Here is a 24,697-nt window from a genome sequence, read left to right on the forward strand (position 1 = left end):
GGACGCGTCGCTGCGGCGTGTCGCTGCGCTGCATCCGCCCTGGACATGGTATCGACCCGGCATGCCACCGCGGCACCCTTGTACGGCGGAGAATCGGATAAGACCAGGTCACGGCGGGGTCACGGTAGGCTGGTTTACGGTGGTCTGCGGGCGCCGAGCGGTCTCTGAGCCGTGTCGAAAGCACCCTTCGGCGACCGTGATAGGCTCCCTCGGTCGCTCGGGCGAGTGGCGGAATGGCAGACGCGCTGGCTTCAGGTGCCAGTGTCCTTCGGGACGTGGGGGTTCAAGTCCCCCTTCGCCCACAATTGTGATGAGTCGCGTCATAGGTGACACCTGAGTCGCGTCATCGGTTACAGATCGCCCCGGCTTTTGCCGGGGTTTTTCTGTTGGTTGGGCCAGTGGTTGTGGTCGGGGTCGATGTGGTGGCTGGCCAGTACGTGGTGGCCGGTCGATGAGGGCCCGCAGGTTCTTCGGCCGCACGTAACAGCGGAAAGACGAGGCGGGAGGCCATCCCCATGCTGACGATCTCGTGGGCGGTCATCGGGACGCAGGCGGGCTCCCCGGTGGCGTGGAATCACAACTTTTGCTAGTTATGGTGCGGATCCCGCCGCCAGGAGAGCAATGATCAGCACTTGCGGATGATCCCGGCCATTGGCCGGGGTCTTCTGGCTATTGATCGCCGGGCGCGTTGATCACGGTTGGAATGAGTTCGACAATGCGTTGCTGCCCGGCGGCGGTCATGTCGAACTTCGCCCGCATTTCGGCGAAGCCACTGTCGACGACGGCGAACTTCTCATCGACTCGCCGAAAGCCTTCGTTCATGTCCTGCCGGAGCGCGTTGAAGCTCACGGTGGTGGCCCGACGGAAGTCGCGGATCTCGGCCCGGATCTCGGTGACATCGCGGTCAGCGGCGCCGGCCAGCACCCGGGCAGCGGCGGCGTCGTGTTTTGTCGCTTGGACCTGCCCGGTCAGATCACGCACCTGCGTCTCCAGGGCTGTGACACGGGCCTCGAGGTTCTCCGGCGGCATGCTGGCAGCGTACGCCGGGGCAGCCTCTCGCTCTCGGCTGTGCAGTCGCCGCGGTTTATCCACAGCCGCCGGTTACGACGCCGGCGTCACGCCATCACCGGAACCCTTGATCGAGGCCTTCGCCCGGGGCTCGGGCCGCACCGCCCGCTTCCCGCGCACGAACCCGGTCGCCGAGACCGACGCCGAAAACAGCGCCTCCTCACCCTTGACGAACGGGTGGAACCCGACGCCGGCGCCGCCGCGCTTCTTGACCGGGATATCGGCGACTTCGGTGACTTTCCAGCCCTTTTCGGACCTCGACAGCAGGGCTTCGCCGTTTCCGCAGCTGAGCGGCAGCGCGGCGATGACTTCATCGCCGTCGCCGGCGAGCTTGACGCCCGCTACCCCGTTGCCGGCCGCGCCCTGCGGATTCACCGTGGCCGGGTCGATGCGCAGCACCTTTCCGAGGCGGGTCACCAAGGCCAGGTGGTGGCCATCGGCCAGCACACCCGAGCACAGCAGTCCGGTGATGTCCGGCGCGACGGGGATGTCGCGGATCTTATACGGCAGCCCGGCGCCGGTGGTGAACTTGATCCGCCCGTCGGTCCACACCGCCCACCCCAGACCTGAGGTGAGCAGCTCGCCGTGACTGTCGGAGAACACGCCGCGCTCATCGAGGCGCCAGGCCGCGTTGACCTTGCGCTCGCGCGGGCCGTCCTCGTCGCCACCGGGCGTCACCGGGGTGGCCTCGGGGTCCAGCACGGTGCGACGGTCGAACTCGGGGCCCTTGAACAGTTTCGCGGTCTCGACCAGCTCCCGGTCGATCACCTTGCGGCGGGCCTCGGGGTTGGCCACCAGCTCGGTCAGTTGGGCGAACTCGGCATCCAACTTTTCGGCTTCGGCCCGCAGCTCGATGACGTCTAGTTTGGTCAGCCGGCGAAGCTGCAACGCCAGGACGTAGTCGGCCTGCTCGGCATCGATCTTGAATCGCTGCTGGAGGCCCTGGCGGGCCTCGTCGACGGTGTCGGACCCGCGGATCACCGCGACCGCGGCGTCGATGTCGAGGTGGATGACCATCAGGCCGGCCACCAGGTGGCGGCGCGCGGCGACCTTCTCCAGCCGGTACTCGCTGCGGTGCAGCACCACGGAGTCGCGCAGCGACAAGAACGCCCGGATCAGCTCACGCACCGACCACCAGCGGGGCACCCGGTTCTCGTCGAGTGCGACCAGGCTGGCGGCGAACGTCGACTCCAGCGGGGTCAGGGCCAGCAGTTGGTCGCGGATCTGTTCGGCGCTGTGCCCGCGTTTGGCGGTGACCACGATCCGGAGCCCGTTGCGCCGGTCGGTCAGGTCCGACATGTCGGAGACACCGGACAGCTCCCCGGATTCGATCAACGACCGAATCCTTTCCTGAACGGTGGTACTCGCCACCCCGGGCGGGAGTTCGGTGACGATCACGTCCTTGCCCTCGACGGAAACCGTGCCCCGTACCGTGAACGCGCCGCGCCCGGTGGTCAGGTATTCACGGAGCCCGGCCGTGCCGACCACGGTGGCGCCGCACCCCCAGTCCGGCCCGGGGATGAGTTTCACCAGCCTGTCGTCGGTCATATTCGGTGTGGCCAGCAGCGCCCGGCAGGCGGCCATGATCTCGCGCGGGTTGTGGGCGGGAACCTTGGTCGCCCAGCCTTCGGCGATGCCGACGGCGCCGTTGCAGAGCAGCACCGGCCACCGTGCCGGCAGCACCGTGGGTTCGGTCCACTCACCGTCGAACGTGGACATCATCGGCACCGCATGATCGTCGAGTTCGGCGGTCAGCGCCGCGCCGGGCGCCGACAGCCGCATCTCGGTGTAGCGGTCGGCGGCCGGGATGTCGCCCTGAATTCGCGGGAAGGCACCGTGGCCGTCGATGACTTTCACCCGTTGGAAGTCGGCGGCCAGCAGCGCTGCGGCCCCGTACATCGACGCCCCACCGTGCGGGTGCAGGTTGCCGGTGACGGCCGAGCAGACCTTCGAGGACTTCTGCGGCTTGTTGCCGGGCAGCAGTTTCGAGTCGTGCATCTGATAGAGCAGACGCCGCTGGCCGGGCTTGAGCCCGTCGAACGCGGACGGGATGGCGCGGTCGCTGACGCTGTAGAGCGCGAACGTCAGCTGGTAGTGGTTCCAGTAGTCATCGGCACTTTGATCGAGCACCAGATCGGCGTTTTGTTCGGGAATGTCCAGGGTGGCGGTCACGGTGTTTCTCCTAGCGGTCCGCTACGTCAGGTCCAGCGCGGCGGTGTCGACACGGGCGGCGACATCGGCCATCCAGGTGCGCCGGCCCTCGGGCGGTCCGCCGAACAGCGTGTGGTGCAGCCGGCTCTCACCGTCATCGAGATGCACCCGAATGACGGTGCGCCGCTGCGGGTCCAGCACCGTGTTCCAGAAGTCGTCGGCGTCCATCTCGCCGAGCCCCTTGTTGCGCTGCACTTCGACCTTGCGTTTCGAGGAGGCTTTCAGCTGCGCGACCGCGGCGTCGCGTTCGGACTCGTCCTGGCAGTAGATCCGTTGGGTGCCGTCCTTGACGACGAACAGCGGCGGCAGGGTCACATAGACCATCCCGGCCTCGACGAGCGGGCGATAGAAGTCCAGGAACATCGAGATCAGGCTGGAGTTGATGTTCCCGCCGTCAGGGTCGGCGTCGGAGGCGAACAGGATCCGGTCGTAGCGGCACAGCTCCGGATCACAGCTGTCGCGCACCCCGCAGCCGAGAATGCGTTCGATCGAATCGAACTCGTCCTTGGCCCGGGCCTTGCTCAAGGCGAAGCCGTAGACGTTGGGCGGCTTACCTTTGAGCGGGAAGGCCGCCTGAAACGTGGCGTCGCGCGCGGCTTTGATCGTGCCGAGCGCCGAATCGCCTTCACACAGGAACAGTTCGGCGCCCGATCCGCGGCCGGTTTCCTTGCTGGGCAGCAGTTTCGGTGGCAGCGACAGGTTGGTTCCCAGCCCTTTGGCCTTGGACGCCGCGCGGGACCGGGCCTTGGCGCCCTCGGCGCTGCGCCGCGCCCGGGCGGCTTCCAGGGCCAGCTTGGTCCACAGTGAGACGGCATCGGCGTTGGCGGGGTTGGCCGCCCAGATGGTGGCGCTGCGCGCCACATCCGGGGCCATCGCGATGTTCAGCGACCGCGAGGACAAAGAGGTCTTGGCTTGGGAGTCCCAGGCCACATCGGGTGCGCGGGTGTCCACGGCCAGCGCCGTGACGGCCGCGAAATCCTGTGGCTCCGGGCCTTCTTCGCCTTTGGCCAGGCCCAGGTCGCGGATCCGGGAGGCGCGGTCGGCCAGTGCTTCGGACAGCCCTTTGATCGCGGCGGTCAGGTGCGATCCGCCGCCGGGGGTGCGCACCGTATTGCAGAACGCGGCCACCGTCGCCGGTTCGGCCGGTCCCGCGGTCAGCGACCAGCGGAACGGGGTCGGGCCCCGGCCGGTGGTGTACTCGCCGCGGCCCTCCACGATGGCGCGGACCTCGGGGCTCGGAGTCCCCGCGGCGGCGCACATCAGATCCAGCAGGGCGTCGGTGCCCCAGGGGCCGCTGAACGGCTCGGTCAACGCCGGCGGAATCTCCTCGCCGGGCCAGCCCTCGTCGACGACGACCAGGTGCACGCCGGGCGACATCCGAGATGCCGCGTGTGCCCGCAGCAGCACCTCGGCGATATCCACGCTGGAGTCGGGCACCACGGCCGGGTCGAACAGGATCCGGACGGTGGTGCCGTGGGCGTTGGGCTTGCGATTGGCAGTGCCGCGCAGCTTCTGGGTGTCGGCGCGGGTGAACGGGGCGTCCGGATCGAAATCGTTGCCCTCGAACACCCCGGGGTAGCCGCCGCCGAAACTCTGCAGGTAGGTCTTCCCGGCCCGGCGCACCGCGACGTCGGTACGCGCGGAGATGAACACCGCGGCCGCGGCGCCGATTCCGTTCAGACCGGCGCCGGTGCTGGCAGCGTCGGCGTGCACCGAGAACTTGCCGCCCGCCCGCGCGGTGCCCAGGGTTTTGACGATGCCGTTCTTCCCGTTCACCGGGTCGGAGTCGACGGGCAGGCCTCGGCCGTCGTCGGCGACGCTGACCGAACCGTCGGCGTGCAAGGTGATCGTCACGGTGGAGCCGCCGTGGCTGGGATCGGCCACCTCTTCGATGGCGTTGTCCACCAGCTCCCGCATCGCGGTGTTGAGCACGTCCAGGCCGAGATTCACCGCCGGCCGCAGGCGGGTGTGCTGGACATCGTCGAGCTCGGTGATGTCGGCCGCGGTGTAGCTCACTGCTCGTCTTCTCCATCAATCCCGGGTGAGGTGCCGCAGGAATGGTAGACGGCGCACCTGACATCTCAGTGGATCCCTGTCGGCGATTGCGGCAGGGTCTGCGCGGCGAGCTGGCTCCGGCGCGCCGCATTGCCCGCCCCGGTCAGGTCGGGCTCGGTGAAACCCGCAGCGCCGGCAGCACGTAGCGGCGCAGATGCCGCCGCAGCGAGACCGGGTCATCGGGGTCGATGTGGCTGCCCGGCACGCTGCCCAGGCTGATCATCACCCGGGCGATCCATTCGCTGGCCTCGTCGATGTCGGTGTCGGGGTGGATGTCCCCGGCCGCGGCGGCGGCTTCGACGAAGGGTTGCCAGAACCCCGCGAGGTCCGGGACCAGGCCGCGGACGCCGGCCCCGGCGCAGGCGGTGAACTCGTCGGGTTCGGAGGTACGCAGCCGCATCAACAGCGTGCCCGGGTCGTCGTAGGCCCGCCGGCCGATCTGCACCCCGGCCACCAGCTGCTCTTCGAAGCCGGGCAGTGTCGACAGCTCGGCGCGGGTCTGCGCCCAGCTGGTCTCGACCAGCCGGATGATCGCCGTGCCCACCAGCGTCGGCTTGTCCGGAAAATTCCGGTACAGCCAGGCCCGCGACACTCCGGCGCGCTCGGCGACGTCGATCATCGTGGTGGCCCGGATCCCCTTGTCGGCCAGCAGCTGCTCGGTCGCGTCCAGCAGCCGGTCGGTTGTCGACGACGCGACTGCCGGCTTTGCGTTCACGGGCCACCTCCTGGCCGGCAAGCCTAACAAGACGGTAGACAGATTCAAGGATCTGTGTACTATTGCGACTCATTGCGTAGACACTTCCGCCACACCTGTCTATCCCCCGACGCCGGAGGTCCACCCGTGCCCGCACCCCGCACCGCGATCATCGGGGCCGGTATCAGCGGGCTGACTGCCGGGAAAATGTTGTCCGACTACGCAGTTGACTACACCTGCTTCGAATCCTCCGACCGGATCGGCGGCAACTGGGCCTTCGGCAACCCCAACGGGCACTCCAGCGCCTACCGGTCGCTGCACATCGACACCTCGAAACACCAGCTGTCCTTCAAGGACTTCCCGATGCCGGCCCACTACCCCGACTTCTTGCACCACACCCTGGTCAAGGAGTATCTGGAGTCCTACGCGGCGGCTTTTGCGCTCAAACGCAACATCGAGTTCGAGACCGAGGTCGTCCACGCGCAGCGGCTGGCCGGCGGTGGCTGGGAGCTGCACCTGGCCGGGGGCGCGCGCCGCCGCTTCGACCTGCTGGTGGTCGCCAACGGCCATCACTGGGATCCGCGCTACCCGGACTTCCCCGGCGAGTTCAGTGGCGAGACGCTGCACGCGCATCACTACATCGACCCGAAGACGCCGCTGGAGTTCAGCGGCAAGCGCATCCTGGTCGTCGGCCTGGGCAACAGCGCCGCCGACATCGCCGTCGAACTGTCGTCGAAGGCCCTGGACAACGAACTGACGCTGTCGACGCGCTCCGGCGCCTGGATCGTGCCGAAGTACCTGGCCGGCAAGCCCGCCGACAAGTACTACCGAACCAGCCCGTATCTGCCGTTCTCCTGGCAGCGCAAGCTCCTGCAGTGGACCCAGCCGCTGATCGCCGGGCAGCCCGAGGATGTCGGGCTGCCGACACCCAACCACAAGTTCTTCGAGGCCCACCCCACCCAGTCGGTGGAGCTGCCGCTGCGGCTGGGATCCGGTGACGTCATCCCCAAGCACAACATCAGCCGATTCGACGGCGCCACCGTGCATTTCACCGACGGCACCCACAGCGACTTCGACATCATCATCTACGCCACCGGCTACAACATCACCTTCCCGTTCTTCGACCCGGAGTTCATCAGCGCACCGGACAACCGGATCGACCTGTACAAGCGGATGTTCTATCCCGGCATCGATGACCTGGTGTTCGCCGGCTTCGCCCAGCCCACCCCGACGCTGTTCCCGTTCGTCGAGGCACAGGCCCGGCTGATCGGCGCCTATGCGGTCGGGCGCTACCGGCCGCCGTCGGTCGCCGAGATGCGCCGGGTGATCGAGGCCGACATGCGCAAGTTCACCGGCCACATGCTCGACACCCCGCGCCACACCCAGCAACTCGACTACTTCCTCTACGAGCACGACCTGCGCACCACCGAGATCCCGCGCGGCGCAAGGCGGGCCGTCGAACGCGGTGCCCCCCGTTGGGCCGAGGTGGCAGTGGGCGAGGGTGAGGTATCGGCGTGAACAGGATCCGGTTCGACAGCGACGGCACCAGCTGCGTCGGGCAGTTCTTCCCCGCCGCCGGCGACGACGACCGCGCACCGGTCGTGGTGCTCGGGCACGGTTTCGGCGGCACCGTCGACTCCGGGTTGGTTCCCTTCGCGCAGCGGTTGAGTTCGGCCGGCTTCGCCGCGTTGGCCTTCGACTACCGCTACTTCGGGCAGTCTGATGGCCAACCACGGCAACGGATTTCGGTCACCGAGCAGGTAGCCGACTTCCGCGCCGCGTGTACGGCCGCGGCACGTCAACCCGGCGTCGATCCGCGGCGGGTGGTGGTGTGGGGTGTCTCGCTGGCCGGTGGCCATGTGTTCGAGGTGGCGGCAACCACCCCCGGCGTGGCGGCCGCGGTGGCGTTGACGCCGCTGGTCAGCGGACCGGCGGCCGCGGTCGCGGCGCTGCCGCACCACCGCCCGGCAACCCTGTTGCGCTCCACGGTGACCGGTTGGCGCAGCGCGCTGGCCCAGCGGGCCGGGCGCCCGCCCGCGACGATCCCGCTGGTGGGCCGGCCCGGTGAACTGGCGACCCTGACCGCCGACGGCTACTACGAGGCCTACCTGGCGATGGCCGGCCCCACCTGGCGCAACGAGGTCGACGCGCAGGTGGGGCTGCAGCTCGGCGGCTACCGGCCGGCCGCCAAGCACGCCGCGGCGATCCGCTGCCCGATGCTGGTGCAGATCGCCGACTTCGACCGGGGCGCTCCCCCGCAGGCCGCGGCCAAGGCGGCGTTCGCCGCGCGCGCCGAAGTGCGCCACTACCCCTGCGATCACTTCGACGTTTTCTCCGGCGGCGACTGGTTCGATCATGTCGTCGAGCACCAGATCGCGTTCCTGGCCAGGCACCTGACCGCACCGACCGCTACCGTCACGGGTTAGGAGGCGCCATGGCCGAGACGATGCAACAACTGCTTGCCGAACGCGCGGACGACGATGGGCCGGCGGTGCTCTACAACGATGCCCACGGCGGGCAGACCCGATGGAGCTGGCGGCAGTATCTGGACCGGGCAACCCGCCATGCCGCCGTGCTGCTCGCCCGCGCCGACCGCGGCCGCCCGATGCACGTGGGCGCCCTGTTGGGCAACACCCCCGCGATGCTCACCGCGGTCGCCGGCGCCGGGCTGGGCGGCTACGTGCTGTGCGGGGTCAACGACACCCGGCGCGGATCAGCCCTGGCCGGTGACCTGCGCACCGCCGACGTGCAGACCCTGCTCGTCGACGCCGCGCACCGCGATCTGTTGACCGGGGTGGACCTGACCGGCATCACCGTCATCGACGTCGACGACCCGGCATGGGAGCAGCAGTGCGCCGGCGCCGGCGCACTGCAACCGCACCGGCAGGCCGAGCCGCTGGACCCGTTCATGCTGATCTTCACCTCCGGCACCAGCGGCGACCCGAAAGCGGTGCTGGTCAGCCACTTCATGGTGCTGGTAGCCGGGCAGAGCCTGACCGAACGGTTCGAGTTGGGCGCCGACGACGTCGTCTACCTGTCGATGCCGCTGTTCCATTCGAATGCGATCGCCGCCGGCTTCGGCCCGGCCGTGGCCGCCGGTGCGGCGATGGCCCCGGCGAAGTTCTCCGCCTCGCGCTTCCTGGCCGACATCCGCGGCTACGGCGCCACCTACATGAACTACGTCGGCAAGCCGTTCGCCTACCTGCTGGCCCACCCCGAACAGTCCGACGACGCCGACAACCCGCTGCGCGTCGCGTTCGGCAACGAGGCCTCCGAACGCGACATCGCCGAATTCGCCCGCAGGTTCGGGGCGCAGGTGGTCGACGCGTTCGGGTCCACCGAGAACGCGGTCACCATCACCCGCGACGAAGGCACCCCGCCCGGCTCGGTGGGGCGCGGCTTCCCCGGCGTGGCCATCTACCGGAGCGATCCGGTCGCCGAATGCCCGACGGCGGTGTTCGACGAGCACGGCGTGCTGACCAACGCCGAGGAGGCGATCGGAGAGCTGGTCAACACCGCCGGATCGGGGTTCTTCACCGGCTACTACAACAACGCCGAAGCCACCTCTGAGCGGATGCGCGACGGCATCTACTGGTCGGGTGACCTGGCGTACAAGGATGCCGACGGCTGGATTTATTTGGCCGGGCGCACCGCGGACTGGATGCGCGTCGACGGCGAGAACCTCGCCGCCGCCCCGATCGAGCGCATCCTGATGCGCCACCCCACGATCAGCCAGGCCGCGGTGTACGCGGTGCCCGACGGCAACGTCGGCGACCAGGTGATGGCCGCACTGGTGCTACGCGACGGCACCGAGCTGACCCGGGACGAATTCACCGAATTCCTTGCCGCCCAGGAGGATCTGTCGCCCAAGGCGTGGCCACGCTACGTCCGGATCATGGCGCAACTGCCCGCGACGGCCACCAACAAGGTGCTCAAACGCGTGCTGGTGGCCGAGGGCAGCGATGTCGGCGCGGACCCGCTGTGGGTACGGCCGGAGCGTGAAAACAACTACGGCACAACGGCGGGAGCTCACCGATGACACAAGCTGTAGCGCTGATCGTCGGCGGCGCCTCGGGCATCGGGCTGGCCACCGCGCAGGCCTTGGCCGCGCGAGGCGACCACGTGGTGATCGCCGACGTCAATACCGAGGCGGCGCAGCAGCGGGCCGCCGAACTCGGCGATGGGGCCACCGCGGTGACCGCCGACGTGACCGACGAGGACAGCATCGCCGCGGCATTCGCGATCGCGGCACAGCGCGGACCGGTGCGCAGCGTGGTCAGCTGCGCCGGGCTGTCGGTGATCGGCGCGATCCCCGACATCGACCTGGCCGGCTGGCAGACCACCATCGATGTCTGTCTGACCGGCACCATGCTGGTGATCAAGCACGCGGCCCGCACCATGGCGGACGACGGCAGCATCGTGGCGGTCTCGTCGCTGAACGGACGCCAGCCCGGGACCGCGATGGCCGCCTACTGCAGCGCCAAAGCCGGTGTGCTGATGCTGATCCAGGTGGCCGCTTTGGAGTTGGCCGCTCGCGGCATCCGGGTCAACGCCGTCTCCCCCGGCCTGGTCGACACTCCCCTGGTCGCCGGGCTGACGATGGTGCCCGGCCTCACCGACGAGTACATCGAGAACACCCCGCTGGGCCGGTCCGGTACCGCGAGCGATATCGCCGACGCGGTGGAGTTCTTGACCTCACAACGCGCCTCCTGGATCACCGGGTCGGCCTTCGACATCAACGGCGGCGCCCACATGAAGCGCTACCCCGACCTGCTCGGCAAGGTCCAGTCACTACTAGAAGGATGACGAGATGCGCAGTGTCGTAATCGATGCACCCGGATCGGTCCGCGTCGACACCCGCCCCGACCCCGGCCTGCCCGGCCCTGACGGTGCCGTGATCGCGGTGACCGCGACCGCGATCTGCGGGTCGGATCTGCACATTTACGAGGGCCACTTCCCCATGGCCGAACCGGTGGCCGTCGGACATGAGGCGATCGGCACCGTCGTCGACGTCGGCCCCGAAGTGACCTCGGTCAAGGCCGGCGACCGGGTGATGGTGTCCTCGGTAGCCGGGTGCGGACACTGTGCCGGCTGCGCCACCCGCGACCCGATCCGGTGCCACACCGGCCCGTTGATCTTCGGATCGGGCGCACTGGGCGGGGCCCAATCGGAGCTGCTCGCCGTGCCCGGGGCGGATTTTCAGCTGGCCCGCATCCCCGAGGGACTCTGCGACGAGGAAGCCCTGCTGCTCACCGACAACCTCGCTACCGGCTGGGCGGCCGCGTTGCGCGCCGACATCCCGGCGGGCGGCACCGTGGCCGTGATCGGGTTGGGCGCGGTGGGGCTGTGCGCGGCACAAAGCGCGCTGTTCCTCGGTGCGGCAACGGTTCTCGGTATCGACCCGGTCCCTCAACGGCGGGACCGTGCGGCAGCGATGGGCGCGACACCCGCACCGCCGTCGGCGACCGTCGCGGCGATGGAGCACACCGGTGGGCGTGGTGTCGACGTGGTGATCGACGCCGTCGGCTCGGACACCACGTTGGCTGACGCCCTGACGGCGGTACGTGCCGGCGGCACGGTGTCGGTGGTCGGCGTGCATGACCTGCAGCCCTTCCCCTTCCCCGCGCTGGCCGCCTTGGTGCGCAGCATCACGCTGCGCATGACGACCGCGCCGGTGCAGCAGACCTGGCCGCAGCTGGTGCCGCTGCTGCAATCCGGGCGGCTATCGGTGGCCGGCATCTTCACCACCGAGATGCCGCTGGACGCCGCGGCCGACGCCTACCGCGCAGTCGCCGCCCGATCCGGGGACGTGGTGAAGGTGCTGCTCACGCCGTAGCGGACGGCCGCTCCCACGATTGTTTACAACGTGCAACACTGTAGGCATGTCGGTGAATGTCTCCGTCCGCCTCGATGACCGCCTGGCTGAGCGGCTGCGATTGCGCGCCCGCGCAGCCGGGGAAAGCCTGTCGGAGCGGCTTCGGCGCTACGCCGAGGAAGGCGCCCGGCGCGACGAGCATCCGTTGATCACGTTTCGCGATGGCCCGAACGGCCGGCGGGCCGGCGTCATCGGCGGGCCCGACGTCTGGGAGATCGCCATGTGGATCGACGACCTCGGGCCGGTCGACGATCCGACGGCCGAACTAGCGGCAGACGGGACCGCCACCCGACCCCAGATCGACGCAGCGTTGGCGTACCGACGTGCGTATCCCGATGAGATTCAGGCCCGCATCGATCTGCATCGCAGTGAGACCGCCGTCGCCGACAACCGGTGAAGGTACTTCTGGATGAGATGTATCCGGCCGCCTTGGCGGAGCGTCTGGAAGCAGCCGGTTTGGCGGTGCGCACGGTGGCTGGCCTCGGTCTCGCCGGCCACGATGACCCGACCGTGTTTGCAGCGGCTGTGGCCGGCGGCTACACGGTTCTCACCGAGAACGTCGGTGATTTCACGCGGATCGCCGCGGAGTACCTTGCCGGGGGTCGGCACCATCCGGGATTGTTGATCGCTTTAGCCACGCGGTTTTCTCGGCGTCCGTCGGGAGTCGCGCCGCTCGCCGCGGCTGTCGTCGCGGTGCAAGCCGAAGATCTCGCCGACCGGACCGTGTTCTTGCAACAGCGTTAGCCGCCGCCTGCCCGGCGGGGCCGCAGCCGCACCGGCGGCAGTGGCGGTGCGGGCAGTCGTTCCAGCCGGCCCCGGTAGCCGCGGACCGCGCCGAACCGGTCATCGCCGTCCTGCCACAGTTGCCGGTATTGGGCGATCTCATCGTGGCTACGGCCGATGAAGTTCCACCACAGCACCAGCTCGTCGCCGAACGGCACCCCGCCCAGCAACAGCACTCGGGCGGGGGAGTCGCCGGTGTTGGCCAGCGCCAGCTCCGTGCGACCCGGCCCCTGGTAGCCCAGCTCGCCGATCCCCAGCGCCGCCCCGGCCAGCGCAACCGCGCCCCGATCACACAGCACACCGTGCTCGAACGCCGGATCGACCTCCAGCGCGAGCTCGCGTCGCGGATCCAGATCGACCTGGGCGCCCAGCAGCGGAGTGAAGGACGGAACGGGGGAGCGGTGACCGGCCAGTTCCCCGAGGAACACCAACGCGGTGGCGCCGGGCAGCGCCGCCGGTTCGGGCGCGAAGTGGTGAAAGGCCCGGGCGGTATGGCGGTCGGCGTCCGGCAGCGCCACCCACAGCTGCACGCCATGCAGCACCGGCGCGGTGTCGGCGTCCACCGAGACCTCCGAGTGGCAGATGCCCGCGCCCGCGGTCATCAGGTTCAACTCGCCGGGGCGCACCAGCGCGTGCACTCCGCCGCTGTCGCGATGCTCGACGCGGCCGTGAAACAGCCAGGTCGCGGTCTGCAGCCCGGTGTGCGGATGGGGCGGCACGTCCATGCCCCCGTCGCGGCCGATGTCATGCGGCCCGTAATGGTCGACGAAGCACCAGGCGCCGATCAGCGAGCGCTCCCGCTGCGGCAGGGTGCGGCGCACCCGGATGGCGCGCGGCCCGCCCAGTGGCACCTCCCGCGGGCGCAGCACCTCGATGCCGTCGGCCGGTGCTGCAGCACAGGCGAATTCAGCCGATGTAGTCTCCAGGTTGCTCAACCGCCCACCTCCGTGCCGTGCACCGAGCCGCGTCGGTGACACTACCGGTCACGCTGCTGAAGGGGAACCGATCCGGCCGGTGGGCAGGTGAAAAACCGCCGCGGCCACCGGCAGCTGCTGCCGTTCGTGGTTGGTCAGCAACGCCTGGTTATCGGGGAGCTCGCGCGAATTGATCGTGCCGGCGGCGATCTCGCGCAGCACCGCGTGGGCCTGCGCGAGCTCGGTGCGCTTGCGGTACTGGCCGCCGGGAAGCTTGACGCCGGCCCACACGCCGTACTCCTCACCGCGTTCCACCGCAAGCGCGGCGCAGCGACGCTGCTGGGCCAGCGGGCAGCGGCGCAGACATAGCAGCCGCGCCTCGGTGGCGGACTGCTCGTAGGCCCGCGCCTTGGCGGCGCCGTCGGCGCCGTCGGCGTCGGGGTAGCCGAACCACAGTTCGGGGTTGGTGGAGCAGGGGAGTGCCATCGGGACCTCCTGTTGGCGACGGATCAGATAACGTAGATGGAAACGTATATGAACGGATAGCGCCGACGCAAGAGAAGTTGATAAAAACATATATGTAAGTCGGGTACGCGGAGGCTGTGTAGTATCCGGTCATGGTCGGGGCGCAACGGTGAGCCGCGAGTCGGCGGGCGCGGCCATCCGGGCACTGCGCGAGGCGCGAGACTGGTCGCTGGCGGAACTGGCCGCGGCCACCGGAGTAAGCGTCATGGGCTTGAGCTACTTGGAGCGCGGCGCCCGGAAGCCCCACAAAGGCACAGTTCAGAAGGTGGAAAATGGTCTCGGCCTGCCGCCGGGAACCTATTCTCGGCTGCTGGTCGCCGACGACGCGGACGCCGAGCTCGCGCAGTTGCTGGCTGTGCCGCAGGTGTCGCCGGCGCGGCCGGCCGGAGCCGTCGTCGTCGACCGTCACAGTGACACCGACGTCTTGGAGGGATACGCCGAGGCGCAGCTCGAGGCGCTGCGTTCGGTGATCGCCCGTCTTCCCTCGGAAGCGTCAGACGAATACGAGACGTATATTCTTTCGGTGATCACGCAGTGCGTCAAGGCGGAGCTGCTGGCGGCCAGCTCCTGGCGGGTGGCGGTCAACGCCGGCGCGGAGCACGCCGCCAAACTCATGGCGCATCTGCAGGCACTGGAGGCGATCCGGAGCGACCTGCTGCAACGGATGCCCAGCAGCCTTCCCGCCCGGTTCGACGACGCATGCGCCCGGTCGTCGCTGCCCGAGCCGGTGATCGCGGCGTTGCTCGGGGTCAGTGCGGAGGAGATGTGGGACATCCGCAACCGGGGAGTGATCCCGCCGGGGGCGCTGGCCCGGGTGCGCGCGTTCGCCGACGGGGCCGCGGATACGCCGGAGCGAGCCGACGAAGGAGGCCACCGTGAGCGACGGTGATCTGGAATTGCTGGACCGCGCCCACCGACTGTTCGCGGGACGCCCGCAGCCGGTGTCACTGAACACCCGGCTGGAGCGCTATATCGACTTGCTCGGACAAGCCGCAGCTGCACCTACCGGCCCCGGGCAGGGCCGTTACCGTCAGACCGTGCTCGCTCAGCGAGAGCTGTTGTCGGGCAACGCCCGTACCGATGCCGCCGCCACCGCCGTGCTCGCCGCCGCGGTCGCCGACCACGCCCGGGCCGGGCAGCAGACCAACGGTGTCGCCGCGGCCGCCCGCGCCGACGCGGCCATCGTCCCCGACACCCCACTGGCACAGCGGGAGGCGATGCGCCGACGAGCGGCACGATTGCGGGCCCAGCGCGCCCACGTGGTGTCGGCCCGGCATCGCGCGCAGGCACATCGGCGGCGGCTGCGGCGATTACGCTACCGGGGTGCGCGCCGCCGGACAGCGGGGCTGGATCGGTTGCGGCTTCCCAACACTCGCGCCGGAACGGCGGTTCGTGCCGCGTTGTCCAGGCTCGGCAAGCCCTACGTCTGGGGTGCGACCGGCCCGGACCGATTCGACTGCTCGGGACTGACGCAGTGGGCCTACACCCAGGCCGGAGTGCCACTGTCGCGCACCACCTACACCCAGATCCACGACGGAATTCCGGTGTCGCGCTCCCAGATCCGGCCCGGCGACCTGGTGTTCCCCAGCATCGGCCACGTCCAGCTGGCGATCGGCAACAACATGGTGGTCGAGGCGCCACACGCCGGGGCAACGGTCCAGATCAGCCCGCTGGGCGCCCATGTCGCGATCCGGCGTCCGGTGCCATGACCCGGCTGTCCCCACCGGGCCGGCAGGTGAATTGTCGGCTCCGCGCGCCATCGGTACAGTCACCGGCCATGGAGCGGTCAGCGCATGAACACCGGGCCGACGCAACGATGTTGGGCTGAAGCAATGGCGACCCGCGACGAGGTGCTGGACGCGATCCGTCGTATCGAAGAGACCGGTGGCGCGGGCGAAGCGACCCGCGCGGCGCAGGCGGCGCTGACCCTTCCGCTGCCGCCGGACGGCTACGACCGAGTTCTGCACCGGCTGGCGCCCGCCGATACACAGCAGGGCAGCGCCGCGCAAGCCATGAGAACAGCGGAATCGGCTCTGGCGCAACAGTTATCGAAGGCCGCGGAATTCGATCGACAGATCATCGCCGCACTGCGGCACGCGCACAAGACCACCCTGGATGGCCGTCGGCGCCTCGACAACGTGCAGACGGAGATCGTCGGCGCCACACAACACTGGGACCTGAGCACCGCCGCGGGCGCGCGCGAGTTCCAGCGATTCCTGATCGTCAAACTCGGCGAGATCATCGGAGTGGTCGAAGAGGCCAACGACGACGACACCTCCAAGCAGGAACTGACCGCCGCGTTGACCGCGCTGTATGCGGCCCCCTCAGCGCACCGCGTCGATCCGGCACCGGTCGAACAGAATCCGGAACCTGGCGGCGGTCCGTCCCCGGCACCCGTCGCCCCGAGCCTTGCCGAGGCTGCCCCGAGCTTTGCCGAGGACGGCTACCTCGATTCACTGCCGGACGAGGAACCGGAAGACGATTACCGGATCTCCGCCCAGCGGCCGGCGGCGGCGCCACCCATGCCCGCGTTCCCAGGTTTCGGGGGCGAGGGCCCCGGATTCGGTGCGATGCCGCCCATGGCAGGGCTGCCGCCGGCCGGATCGCTGTCCGGCTCCGGCTACGGCGCCGAACCCGCCGACGACGAGGGGCCGACAGATGCGGCGACACCGGCCGACGACGACACTTTCTCCGACGGGGGCGAACGCGATGATGACCGCGATGATGCGGCAGCGGAGCCCCGGCAGGACGGCCCGGTCACCGTGACACTGCCCGACGGCGCGACCACCACCGTCGTTGATCCGCAGTTGGCCGCGGCGATGCAGGCAGCCGCCGACGGGACGCCCGTGGCAGAGGCGTTCCGCCGCCAGGGGATTGACATCCCGCCCGCCGGAACACCGGTGACATCACCGGTCGACCAGGCACAGCTGCAGCCGGGGGACATCGGGGTGCTCACCGACCGCCATGCACTGTCGGTCGGGAACGGCAAAGCGCTGCTCGACGGCCAGCTCCACCTCGCTGCCAACCTGCGCGGGCCGGGCTTCCTGGGCTGGCAGCATCCGCCGGTGCGCATCGCGGAGCCCATCACGGCCGGCGAACCGGCCCCCACCAGACCCGCGATGTCGTCGGGGACCCCAGCGAGCTTGAAAATCCACGTTCCAACCGTCATCGTCGATTAGCCAGGGAGGTACCAGATGCCAGAGAACATTCACGTCGATCAGGGCGTTCTGACCAACGCCGCGGGGAACCACCGGGAAGCGTCGGACTACCTGGCCACCGTCCCGGCGTCTCACGAGGCGATCCAGACCACCCTGAGCGCACTCGGGCCGATCTACGGTGACTTTCGCCGGGCGGCCGGCGCCTTGCTCGACGCGCGGAAGAACTGTTATGACGACCAGTCGAACGAACATGCCGAGATGTCGGACAACCTGAACCTGGCCGTGGCAACGTGGAACCAGCATGAAGACGACGCCGCCAAGTCCTTCCGGCATCTCACCGACGGGCGCTGATGACTGAGCCGAACCCCGCGTTCGACACCACCCACCCGAGCGGTGATGTGCTGTTCCGGTCTTGCCGCGGCGGGTATCTGCACAGTGTGGCGCTCAGCGAGGCGGCCATGACTGCCGACGCCGACCGGCTGGCGGAGGCTATCGTTCTGGCCGCGGACGTGTCGTATCTCAAGGCCGCGTTGGAGATCCGCGGCGAGATCGTCACCACGGGCCACTCCCCGTCGGCGGCGGTGCCGACCACCGACGATCTTCGGGTGGCCACCGAGCGGCTGCTGAACCACCGATTGCACGCCGGCCACCGGGCCGAGGACGGCACCGGAAGTTAAACCACCCAGCGGCCGGCGGCGTCGGTCCGCGGCGCGATATCGGCCGGCGGATCAACGACCATGTCGCCGAAAAGATTTCGCGCTCGCTCCAGCAGCGCAAGCACTTCCCGGAGCTGCGCTGCACACCCCGTTGCGGGAGAACCGGCGTCGGCCATGGTTTGCACGCTACCGACCTGCTGTGGGGCTGACAATTCACGACGCAACGAGGTTGTTGATGAGCGCCGCGCGGTGTTGCACGGCGGGTTCGACGCGCGGCACATTCCGACAAGGGGGTTGGGCGGGCAACGGTAGGCTTGCGCGGTGGCTATCTTCGGTCGGCGGTCGGCGCGTCAGCGCCTCCGGAACGCGGCTCGGGAAGCACTGGCGATCCCGGCCTTCAGCGCTCCGGTCGACTGTAGCGCTTGGGTGCTCGGGGGGCTGTGGCCGGCTGAATTGGCGACGATCACCCCGGAGACGGCCCCGCTGGCCGATTACCTGAGCGCGGATCTGCAGCGCATCGCGAATTCGGCGAACGAGAAACTGCACGTGATCGGTCGATCCGACCTTGTCGGACAGGCACGACAGACCGCGGAGGCCAGGGTCATCAACGTCGCCCGGGCGTTCGCGGTCCTTCGGGTGGAGTCGACCGTTCGCCAACTTCACAAGGAAGCCCTGGAGTTCGGCACCGAGTACGTCAGCCTGAACGCGGCCCCGGTACCTGACGAGGCGCCCGAGCGGATTCCGGCGACGCCCGAGCAGTCCCGCTCCGCCGAGCCGCCCCACGAGATCGGAGGCAAGCGCGGCCGACGCGCACGCCATCGAATGCCCGAACCGGTCGTCGTGGACGCACCGACCGAGCTGACACCGCCGACCCCGGCCCCGACACCGCCGCCGGCCGAAAAGACCTCGCCGCCCCCGGAAGTGCTGCCGCCCGCACCGCCACCGCCACCGCCACCTCCGCCACCGGCTCCCGAGCCCGCTCCGGTGTTCGAGACGGTCGAGCCGGATCGGCCCGCCGCGGAGCCGCAACCGGCTGTCCCGCCGGGCGAACTCGCCGTCGTCCCGCCGGCTGAGCCCGCCGTCGTCCCGCGCGACGAGGGGCACGACGACCAGACCACCGTCATGCCCGTGGCCGCCGAACCGGTTGCTGCGCCGGCATCTCCGGAGCCGGTGCCCGCCGAACCCGCTCTGCCGGCACCTGCTCCGCCGGCACCCGCGGTCACCGAGTCCGGCGAGCAGCGGTTGCAGCGTCTGCTGGCCTTCGTCGCCCGTCAGGAACCCGGCCTGCGCTGGGCCATCGGCACCTTCGCTGACGGAAGAACGCTTCTGGTCACCGATGTCGCCGACGGTTGGATCCCGTCCGGGATCGAGCTACCGGCCGGCGTGCACCTGCTGGAGCCGGGCCGCCGGAGCGGGACCGCCACCGCGATGCTGAGCGCCGCAGCGGAGTCGGCCTCCTACGGCCCCGGCGACCGACTGGGCTGGGCCAGCGACTTCGCTGCGACGGACGCGTCGGTGCAGCCTCGCGAGCTGGAACTCATCGACGACCTCGGCTGGCAGCTCAGCGAGGCCACCCACTGGCGTGATGGCCTGCCGCGGATGGCCAATACCCTGGCCAAGGCCGGATCCGCCGGGACCGGCGTGCTCGACGCCGAAGTAGACCTGCTCCGGGTGCATCTGGACACGCTGCGCTACCAGTTGCTGGCGCAGTACCCCGACACCGATCTCACGCTGGTGCTGAACTGCATGCTGTTGGCTGCCACCGAAGGCGTCGCGACGGGCGACACGGTATCGGCCAACTACCACTACAGCTGGTTCCGGACACTCAGCGCGCCGCCGGCCGGCCCGTGGGATCCGCAGACATAACGGGCGATGATGAATTGACGCTGCTCACACCCGCTCGACATACTTAGCCGATGTCGGGGCCGGATAGCCGCGCGGAACTCAGCGACAAGGACCTCGTTGAGTCCGTCCTGAGGGACCTGCGTGAGGCCGCCGAGAAATGGGAGGCCCTCGTCGCCGAGGCCGAGAACACCACCTACAGCGTCGATCTGGGGGATGTCCGTGCCGTCGCGAATTCGGACGGCCGACTGCTCGAACTGACGCTGCACCCGTGCGTGGTCAGCGATTACACCTACAGCGAACTGTCGGAGCGGCTCAACGTCGTCTTCGCCGCGCTGCGCGAAGAGGCCGAGTCCGACTTCGAGGCCAGATACGGCAGCAGCCCGGTCTGAGGCGATCTACCAGCTGATGGCGGCCATCTCGCGCTTGGTGTCGCACACCGCACGGACCGCGGCGTCGATGTCGACGGCGATGATGGTCTTGAGGTCGTCGATCGTCACCGGGTGACCGGCGCGCTTCTGGGCCGCGACCCGGGTGTCGCGGGCCAATTCGGCTTCCTCGATCACGTTGCGGGCGAACCGGCCGTTGTGCATGACGTTGATGCCGTGTTCGCCGCGCGGACTGAAGTAGTTCCTAATGGCGGTCGCCATTTCCAGGAACCGTTGCCGCGCTTCAGGGTTCAATTCAGTGGCCCGGCTGGAGCCGTAGCGCTCACCGATCTCGACGATCTCTTCCGGCGAGTAGGACTCGAACCGGATCTTGCGGTTGAAACGGCTCGCCAGGCCGGGGTTGACGGTGAGGAACTCGTCGACCTGATCCTCATAGCCGGCGGCGAGGAAACAGAAGTCGAAGCGGTGCTTCTCCAGCGCGATCAGCAGCTGGTTGACCGCCTCCATGCCGATCATGTCGGGTGTCCCGTCCTGGTGGCGTTCCACCAGGGAATAGAACTCGTCCATGAACAGGATTCCGCCCAGGGCCTTTTCGATCAGCTCGTTGGTTTTCGGCCCGGACGAACCGATGTGTTCACCGCAGAAGTCCGAACGCCGCACCTCGGTGATCTCCGGATTGCGGACGATTCCCATCCCCGCGTAGATCTTTCCCAGCGCCTCGGCGGTGGTGGTCTTACCGGTGCCGGGCGGACCGACCAGCAGCATGTGGTTGGTCTGTCCCTCCACCGGCAGGCCGTGCTCCAGACGCATGGCCCGGATCTCGAGCTGATCCTCCAGAGCCTTGACCGCACGTTTCACCTCGGCCAGCCCGACCTGCTTCTCCAACTCGGCACGGCCCTGCTCCAGCAACTCCGCGCGCCGGTCGGCCGCGTTGTAGTCGTCGAGTTCCGCGCGACTCTTCGCCGATTCGGCGTCCCAGCGGTCGGTGCGGCTGTCGATGATCTGTTCCTCGGTGACCACCAGGCGCAGATTCGGCTCGGCCAGTGCGGCTTTCGCCGGCTCGGTCAGCACACCGTTGATGGCCGCCTTGGACAACCAGACCTGCGCCTTGTCCTCCTCGCCGAGCTGGCGGTGCACCATGCCGCGCACGTAGGCCAGATCCGCAGCCAGCAGTGGGATCTCGCTCGGATTGATTGACGCGATCAACACGCCGGCCTGAAACCGCTCCGAGGACCGGGCCTGCCCGGCGATGTCGACGCGATCCAGCCAATCCAACGCCACCCGGCCCTGACCCAGATGCGCGGCCGCGTAGGCGGCCAGCGCACAGACCGAAGCGGTCACCGCGGGCATGACGATGGCCCGCTCGGGCAGCTCCTCGGCGGCGACGGTCAGCAGATCCGGCCACCGCTGGGTGACGAACATCAGATAGGCGCGGGCCAGTTGGTGCCACTGGTGGTTGATCCAGCTGTCCAAGAGCCCCTTGTCGGCCAGCAGGGCGTCGGCGCGCTCGTACTCACCGGCCACGGTCAGTGCCGACGCCAGTGCCAGCCCCACGTGGGAGGCGTCGGTGACCGTGATCGACAGGTACGGGCCCAGCGGGATCTGGGCCGCCAGGTGCCGGCCCAGCCGGGTGGTCTCCTTGTGCAGCCAGTCACTGTTGGCGTAGAGCCGCTTGAGGGTGTCGAGGGTGGTGTCCCCGCAGGCGATACGGCCCAGCCAGGCGTCGGCCATGGACGGGTCGGCTTCGGTGGCCGCCTCGAACTCGGCCCGTGCTTCCGGGGAGCCGTACCGGCCGTCCATGCTCACCATGGCCCGGTCGAAGTGCCGACGGGCCGCCAGCAGGTCACTCAATGTCCGTCGTCCTCTGTCGCATATACGGGTTGTCCAGCTGACTCTCGATCCGGCGATGGCGTCATCGCGCGGACATCGGCGCCAGCGCCTCCGGGCTGCAGTACCGGTTCTCGGCCCGGAACAATTCCACCGTAGCCAGCCACGATTTTCCGCCGGCGGTAACCCGCACCGCGGTCCGGTCGATCTGGGAGATGCTCACCTCGACTACGTCCGGTGGCGGTGGCGGCGTGCCGGGTGGCGCCACGGTGATGACGGTGGCCGGTCGCGGCGACGGGGCGATCGGCCCGTCCACCACGCTGACGGTCGAGCGCGGCGTGGGCCTCGACTCGCCGACTATCGACACTTCCGGCATCCGGACGCTGGCCCAGCGCGCCTTGTCGGGGGTGTGCACGCATACCCGCTCCCCGGCTCCGGCGGCGCGGATGACGATCCGCTTGGCGATCAGGTCCTCGGCGGCGATGAACACCCGGCTCAGTTCGCCGGAGTCGGTCAGCGGAACCATCAGCCGGTCGCCGTTGGCCAGCTTTCCGATCAGCACGCCCGACGGGCCGATCTCGACGGGCAGGCTGTCCGGTAGGCGTCCGGGCCGCAGTCCGCGCAGTCGCGGCCGGGGAGCGCACATGTTGGCCGCTACGGCTGCGGCCTGCTCCCCGTTGAGCCGCTGCAAGACCACCGCCGGGGGAGTGGGCGCGGGTTGCGGAGTCTGCAGCGTGACGGTGGCCGTGCATGTCCCGTCCGGGAACACGGTGATGTTCTGGACCACCTCGTCGACGGGCAGGGTCCACACCTGGGCCAGCAGCGCCGCGTTGACGGCGCGGGCCGGATACGCGTAGGTGGTCACCCAGCCGCCCTCGGTCCGCAGCGTCTTCCAGCGTTCGGCGCCGGCCAGCAGCAGGGCGCTACCGAGTCGCCGGTCCAGTTCGACCAGATCGCTGGCAGTGGCGACCCGCGCGCGTAGCCCTTCGCAGCGCAGCGCGCCCGCGATCTGCTGGGCGACGGCGACGGCGGTGGCGCCCAGGGTGGTGCGCCAGCGCAACGCGGCGGTGTTGTCGATGACGCGCAGCCGCAGCAGCAGCCAGGTCTCGCGTTGGCCGGCGTAGGGCGGGGTGCCGATCTCGGTGTCGTAGACCCGCGGATAGTCGCCGGTGGTGGCACGGCGCGCGCCGATGCTGACCACACTCATCGACTCCAGCACCAGCCCGAGCGCGTGCCGCAGCATCGGCAGCAGCGCGCTGACATCGACGACGTTGTCGGTCTCCACGTTCACCGATCCGGTGGCGACGGTGGCGGTGTGCGCCTTGCCCAGCAGGTGCACCGCCACCACCGCCACACCGTCCTGGATGCGCACGCCGCCCCCGGCCCGGTTGTTGGCCACCGTGATCGGCTCGGCCCAGTCGGTTGCCGGTCCCCGCCGCAACCGCAGCAGCGCCCACGACCACGCGGGCTGACCCCACCACGGCACCAGCACCACCAGCACCGCGAGCGACAGCGCCACCGCGAGCCCGATCAGACCGCCCAACGCCCAGCCGGCCAGACCGATCAGCGCCACGGTCACGGCGGATAACAGCCGCCGGTTACTGGAGGCGCTGAACCCGCTCAGGTGGACCGAACTCACTTGACCGCCCTCCGAATCCGTGCGGTGATGCCGGCCACCAGCACGGCCGCGGCAATCGTGCCGAGGAATCCGAGGGCTACGGTCCGGGCCCGATGGTCAGGCGGTGGTGGCGGTGCTGCCGGTGTGATGACGCGGGCCCGCGACCCCGGCGCCACCGGATCGCCCGGCGGCACATTGAACGTCAGTGCCGCCACCGGGTCGACCAACCCGTAGCCGACCCGGTTGTCCACCCCCGCGGGCGGATTGTGTGCCGTCTGCACGATCCGGTTGATCACCTGGTGCGCGGTGAGCTCGGGATATTTCGCCCGAACCAGGGCCGCGACGCCACTGACGTAGGCCGCCGAGAAGCTGGTTCCCCAGAACGGCATGTTCTTCTCGCCGACCCGGACCGGGGGGTAGGCGTTGACCGGTCCGCCGCCCTGCGGGGACAAGCCCATGACGTGGGTGGCCGGCGCGGCGACCCCCACCCAGGGTCCGGACATGCTCTTGTCGATCGGGGCACCGGTGGCGTCGACCCCGCCGACGGACAAGACGTAGTCGGAGAACCACGACGGGCTGGAGATGACCTTGACCTGGTTCCAGTCCCGGGGGTCGTTGGGGTTCAGCGGGTCGTACATCGGGTTGTTGGCGCAGCCGGCCTCGCCGACGTTGCCGGCGGCCGTGACGATCACCGCGTCCTTGACCGTCGACGCGTACCACAGCGCCGCCCCCAACGCCCGCTGGTCGAGCGCAGCCGCCACCTGAACGCACGAGGTCACCGAGATGTTGATCACCTTGGCGCCCATGTCGGCGGCGTGGACGACGGCTCGGGCCAGGGTGGCCAGGGTGCCGGCTTTGATGCGTTCGTCGTCGTAGCCGAACCGTTGCGGGTTGACCGGCTCGAAGGCCCGCGACGACTGGCGGATCGAGATGACCGTCGCGTGCGGGGCGACCCCGACGACGCCGTCCGGGGCGCCCGGCGGGGGCGGCGGTACAGCGGGTTCGTCCTCGGACTGCGGATCCGGCGGCCCGGAGGCCGGTGCCATACCGCCCTCTTCCGGCGGGGGCGGGGGTAGAGCAGG

At 69.4% G+C, this 24,697-nt stretch carries 24 protein-coding genes and 1 tRNA gene; 15 read left to right on the plus strand and 10 right to left on the minus strand.

Annotation, left to right across the window (positions count from 1 at the left end; translation table 11 throughout):
- The first annotated feature begins 219 nt into the window (after positions 1-219).
- Positions 220-302, plus strand: a tRNA-Leu gene (locus tag AWC24_RS01915).
- Between the two features lie 367 nt (positions 303-669).
- Here the strand turns inward: AWC24_RS01915 and AWC24_RS01920 are convergent.
- From AWC24_RS01920 to AWC24_RS01935, 4 genes are all read right to left on the minus strand, one after another.
- Entirely contained in the window at positions 670-1,029 is a 360-nt protein-coding gene (locus tag AWC24_RS01920) for a hypothetical protein (RefSeq protein ID WP_085081816.1), read from the minus strand.
- A gap of 72 nt (positions 1,030-1,101) precedes the next feature.
- Positions 1,102-3,240, minus strand: coding sequence for a DNA gyrase subunit A (locus AWC24_RS01925; protein WP_085081817.1), 2,139 nt, complete (start codon positions 3,238-3,240; stop codon positions 1,102-1,104).
- A 21-nt stretch (positions 3,241-3,261) separates the two neighbouring features.
- Positions 3,262-5,295, minus strand: coding sequence for a toprim domain-containing protein (locus AWC24_RS01930; protein WP_085081818.1), 2,034 nt, complete (start codon positions 5,293-5,295; stop codon positions 3,262-3,264).
- A 142-nt stretch (positions 5,296-5,437) separates the two neighbouring features.
- Positions 5,438-6,049: a TetR/AcrR family transcriptional regulator gene (locus AWC24_RS01935; protein WP_085081819.1), complete on the minus strand. Its 612-nt coding sequence runs from the start codon at positions 6,047-6,049 to the stop codon at positions 5,438-5,440.
- Positions 6,050-6,175: 126 nt separating this feature from the next.
- Between AWC24_RS01935 and AWC24_RS01940 the strand changes: the two genes are divergently transcribed.
- Genes AWC24_RS01940 through AWC24_RS01970 form a run of 7 tightly spaced genes read left to right on the plus strand, consistent with a single transcriptional unit; the run spans position 6,176 to position 12,647 of the window.
- Positions 6,176-7,546 carry a flavin-containing monooxygenase gene (locus tag AWC24_RS01940; protein WP_085081820.1) on the plus strand — a complete coding sequence of 457 codons (1,371 nt, stop codon included), beginning with the start codon at positions 6,176-6,178 and terminating at the stop codon, positions 7,544-7,546.
- Positions 7,543-8,454: an alpha/beta hydrolase gene (locus AWC24_RS01945; RefSeq protein ID WP_085081821.1), complete on the plus strand. Its 912-nt coding sequence runs from the start codon at positions 7,543-7,545 to the stop codon at positions 8,452-8,454. Before AWC24_RS01940 ends, AWC24_RS01945 begins: the two co-directional genes overlap by 4 nt.
- Positions 8,455-8,462: 8 nt before the next feature.
- The gene (gene fadD1 / locus AWC24_RS01950) at positions 8,463-10,067 is read left to right on the plus strand and encodes a fatty-acid--CoA ligase FadD1 (protein WP_085081822.1); all 1,605 of its coding nucleotides are present in this window, start codon (positions 8,463-8,465) and stop codon (positions 10,065-10,067) included.
- Positions 10,064-10,834 carry an SDR family NAD(P)-dependent oxidoreductase gene (locus AWC24_RS01955; protein WP_085081823.1) on the plus strand — a complete coding sequence of 257 codons (771 nt, stop codon included), beginning with the start codon at positions 10,064-10,066 and terminating at the stop codon, positions 10,832-10,834. The genes fadD1 and AWC24_RS01955 overlap by 4 nt, the downstream gene beginning before the upstream one ends.
- 4 nt (positions 10,835-10,838) lie before the next feature.
- Positions 10,839-11,864 carry a zinc-binding dehydrogenase gene (locus AWC24_RS01960; RefSeq protein ID WP_085081824.1) on the plus strand — a complete coding sequence of 342 codons (1,026 nt, stop codon included), beginning with the start codon at positions 10,839-10,841 and terminating at the stop codon, positions 11,862-11,864.
- Positions 11,865-11,910: 46 nt separating this feature from the next.
- Positions 11,911-12,300, plus strand: a complete 390-nt coding sequence (locus AWC24_RS01965) for a ribbon-helix-helix protein, CopG family (protein ID WP_085081825.1) — start codon at positions 11,911-11,913, stop codon at positions 12,298-12,300.
- On the plus strand, positions 12,297-12,647 hold the full coding sequence (locus AWC24_RS01970; protein WP_085081826.1) for a DUF5615 family PIN-like protein: 351 nt from the start codon (positions 12,297-12,299) through the stop codon (positions 12,645-12,647). The genes AWC24_RS01965 and AWC24_RS01970 overlap by 4 nt, the downstream gene beginning before the upstream one ends.
- On the opposite strand, the gene AWC24_RS01975 is transcribed toward AWC24_RS01970, so the two are convergent.
- Together AWC24_RS01975 and AWC24_RS01980 are read right to left on the minus strand one after the other, a co-directional pair.
- Complete coding sequence (locus AWC24_RS01975) at positions 12,644-13,621, minus strand: pirin family protein (protein ID WP_085081827.1); 978 nt, start codon at positions 13,619-13,621, stop codon at positions 12,644-12,646. The two genes, AWC24_RS01970 and AWC24_RS01975, sit on opposite strands and share 4 nt — an antisense overlap.
- Positions 13,622-13,669: 48 nt before the next feature.
- Positions 13,670-14,086 carry a WhiB family transcriptional regulator gene (locus AWC24_RS01980; protein ID WP_085081828.1) on the minus strand — a complete coding sequence of 139 codons (417 nt, stop codon included), beginning with the start codon at positions 14,084-14,086 and terminating at the stop codon, positions 13,670-13,672.
- A 148-nt stretch (positions 14,087-14,234) separates the two neighbouring features.
- Between AWC24_RS01980 and AWC24_RS01985 the strand changes: the two genes are divergently transcribed.
- From AWC24_RS01985 to AWC24_RS02005, 5 genes are all read left to right on the plus strand, one after another.
- Positions 14,235-15,014, plus strand: coding sequence for a helix-turn-helix domain-containing protein (locus AWC24_RS01985; protein WP_085081829.1), 780 nt, complete (start codon positions 14,235-14,237; stop codon positions 15,012-15,014).
- Positions 15,001-15,834 carry a C40 family peptidase gene (locus AWC24_RS01990; protein WP_085081830.1) on the plus strand — a complete coding sequence of 278 codons (834 nt, stop codon included), beginning with the start codon at positions 15,001-15,003 and terminating at the stop codon, positions 15,832-15,834. Before AWC24_RS01985 ends, AWC24_RS01990 begins: the two co-directional genes overlap by 14 nt.
- 123 nt (positions 15,835-15,957) lie before the next feature.
- Positions 15,958-17,304, plus strand: coding sequence for a DUF4226 domain-containing protein (locus tag AWC24_RS01995; RefSeq protein WP_085081831.1), 1,347 nt, complete (start codon positions 15,958-15,960; stop codon positions 17,302-17,304).
- A 15-nt stretch (positions 17,305-17,319) separates the two neighbouring features.
- The gene (locus tag AWC24_RS02000; protein WP_085081832.1) at positions 17,320-17,634 is read left to right on the plus strand and encodes a type VII secretion target; all 315 of its coding nucleotides are present in this window, start codon (positions 17,320-17,322) and stop codon (positions 17,632-17,634) included.
- Positions 17,634-17,960, plus strand: coding sequence for a DUF2694 family protein (locus AWC24_RS02005; RefSeq protein ID WP_085081833.1), 327 nt, complete (start codon positions 17,634-17,636; stop codon positions 17,958-17,960). The genes AWC24_RS02000 and AWC24_RS02005 overlap by 1 nt, the downstream gene beginning before the upstream one ends.
- Here the strand turns inward: AWC24_RS02005 and AWC24_RS22320 are convergent.
- Positions 17,957-18,115, minus strand: coding sequence for a hypothetical protein (locus AWC24_RS22320; protein ID WP_013826988.1), 159 nt, complete (start codon positions 18,113-18,115; stop codon positions 17,957-17,959). The genes AWC24_RS02005 and AWC24_RS22320 overlap by 4 nt on opposite strands.
- A gap of 145 nt (positions 18,116-18,260) precedes the next feature.
- Here AWC24_RS22320 and AWC24_RS02010 point away from each other — a divergent pair, with 145 nt between their 5' ends.
- A complete protein-coding gene (locus AWC24_RS02010; RefSeq protein WP_085081834.1) occupies positions 18,261-19,805 on the plus strand; it encodes a DUF5631 domain-containing protein in 1,545 nt (514 codons plus the stop codon).
- A 50-nt stretch (positions 19,806-19,855) separates the two neighbouring features.
- Positions 19,856-20,173, plus strand: a complete 318-nt coding sequence (locus AWC24_RS02015) for a DUF2710 family protein (RefSeq protein WP_085081835.1) — start codon at positions 19,856-19,858, stop codon at positions 20,171-20,173.
- Between the two features lie 6 nt (positions 20,174-20,179).
- On the opposite strand, the gene eccA is transcribed toward AWC24_RS02015, so the two are convergent.
- The 3 genes from eccA to mycP form a co-directional block, all read right to left on the minus strand.
- Complete coding sequence (gene eccA / locus AWC24_RS02020; protein ID WP_234807221.1) at positions 20,180-21,979, minus strand: type VII secretion AAA-ATPase EccA; 1,800 nt, start codon at positions 21,977-21,979, stop codon at positions 20,180-20,182.
- Positions 21,980-22,082: 103 nt separating this feature from the next.
- Positions 22,083-23,636, minus strand: coding sequence for a type VII secretion protein EccE (gene eccE, locus AWC24_RS02025; RefSeq protein WP_085081837.1), 1,554 nt, complete (start codon positions 23,634-23,636; stop codon positions 22,083-22,085).
- A partial coding sequence (mycP, locus tag AWC24_RS02030) for a type VII secretion-associated serine protease mycosin (protein ID WP_085081840.1) occupies positions 23,633-24,697 on the minus strand: 1,065 nt, incomplete at its 5' end. The genes eccE and mycP, both read right to left, overlap by 4 nt.

The organism is Mycolicibacter senuensis (assembly GCF_002101885.1).
Classification (GTDB): Bacteria; Actinomycetota; Actinomycetes; order Mycobacteriales; family Mycobacteriaceae; genus Mycobacterium; species Mycobacterium senuense.

What these genes read in the sequence shown, in the direction of transcription:
- AWC24_RS01920 (WP_085081816.1), bottom strand. Translation starts at nt 1,029, where the DNA reads ATGCCGCCGGAGAACCTCGAGGCCCGTGTCACAGCCCTGGAGACGCAG.
- fadD1 (WP_085081822.1), top strand. Translation starts at nt 8,463, where the DNA reads ATGGCCGAGACGATGCAACAACTGCTTGCCGAACGCGCGGACGACGAT.
- AWC24_RS01955 (WP_085081823.1), top strand. Translation starts at nt 10,064, where the DNA reads ATGACACAAGCTGTAGCGCTGATCGTCGGCGGCGCCTCGGGCATCGGG.
- AWC24_RS01960 (WP_085081824.1), top strand. Translation starts at nt 10,839, where the DNA reads ATGCGCAGTGTCGTAATCGATGCACCCGGATCGGTCCGCGTCGACACC.
- AWC24_RS01965 (WP_085081825.1), top strand. Translation starts at nt 11,911, where the DNA reads ATGTCGGTGAATGTCTCCGTCCGCCTCGATGACCGCCTGGCTGAGCGG.
- AWC24_RS01980 (WP_085081828.1), bottom strand. Translation starts at nt 14,086, where the DNA reads ATGGCACTCCCCTGCTCCACCAACCCCGAACTGTGGTTCGGCTACCCC.
- AWC24_RS01995 (WP_085081831.1), top strand. Translation starts at nt 15,958, where the DNA reads ATGGCGACCCGCGACGAGGTGCTGGACGCGATCCGTCGTATCGAAGAG.
- AWC24_RS02000 (WP_085081832.1), top strand. Translation starts at nt 17,320, where the DNA reads ATGCCAGAGAACATTCACGTCGATCAGGGCGTTCTGACCAACGCCGCG.
- AWC24_RS02005 (WP_085081833.1), top strand. Translation starts at nt 17,634, where the DNA reads ATGACTGAGCCGAACCCCGCGTTCGACACCACCCACCCGAGCGGTGAT.
- AWC24_RS22320 (WP_013826988.1), bottom strand. Translation starts at nt 18,115, where the DNA reads ATGGCCGACGCCGGTTCTCCCGCAACGGGGTGTGCAGCGCAGCTCCGG.
- AWC24_RS02015 (WP_085081835.1), top strand. Translation starts at nt 19,856, where the DNA reads ATGTCGGGGCCGGATAGCCGCGCGGAACTCAGCGACAAGGACCTCGTT.
- eccA (WP_234807221.1), bottom strand. Translation starts at nt 21,979, where the DNA reads ATGGTGAGCATGGACGGCCGGTACGGCTCCCCGGAAGCACGGGCCGAG.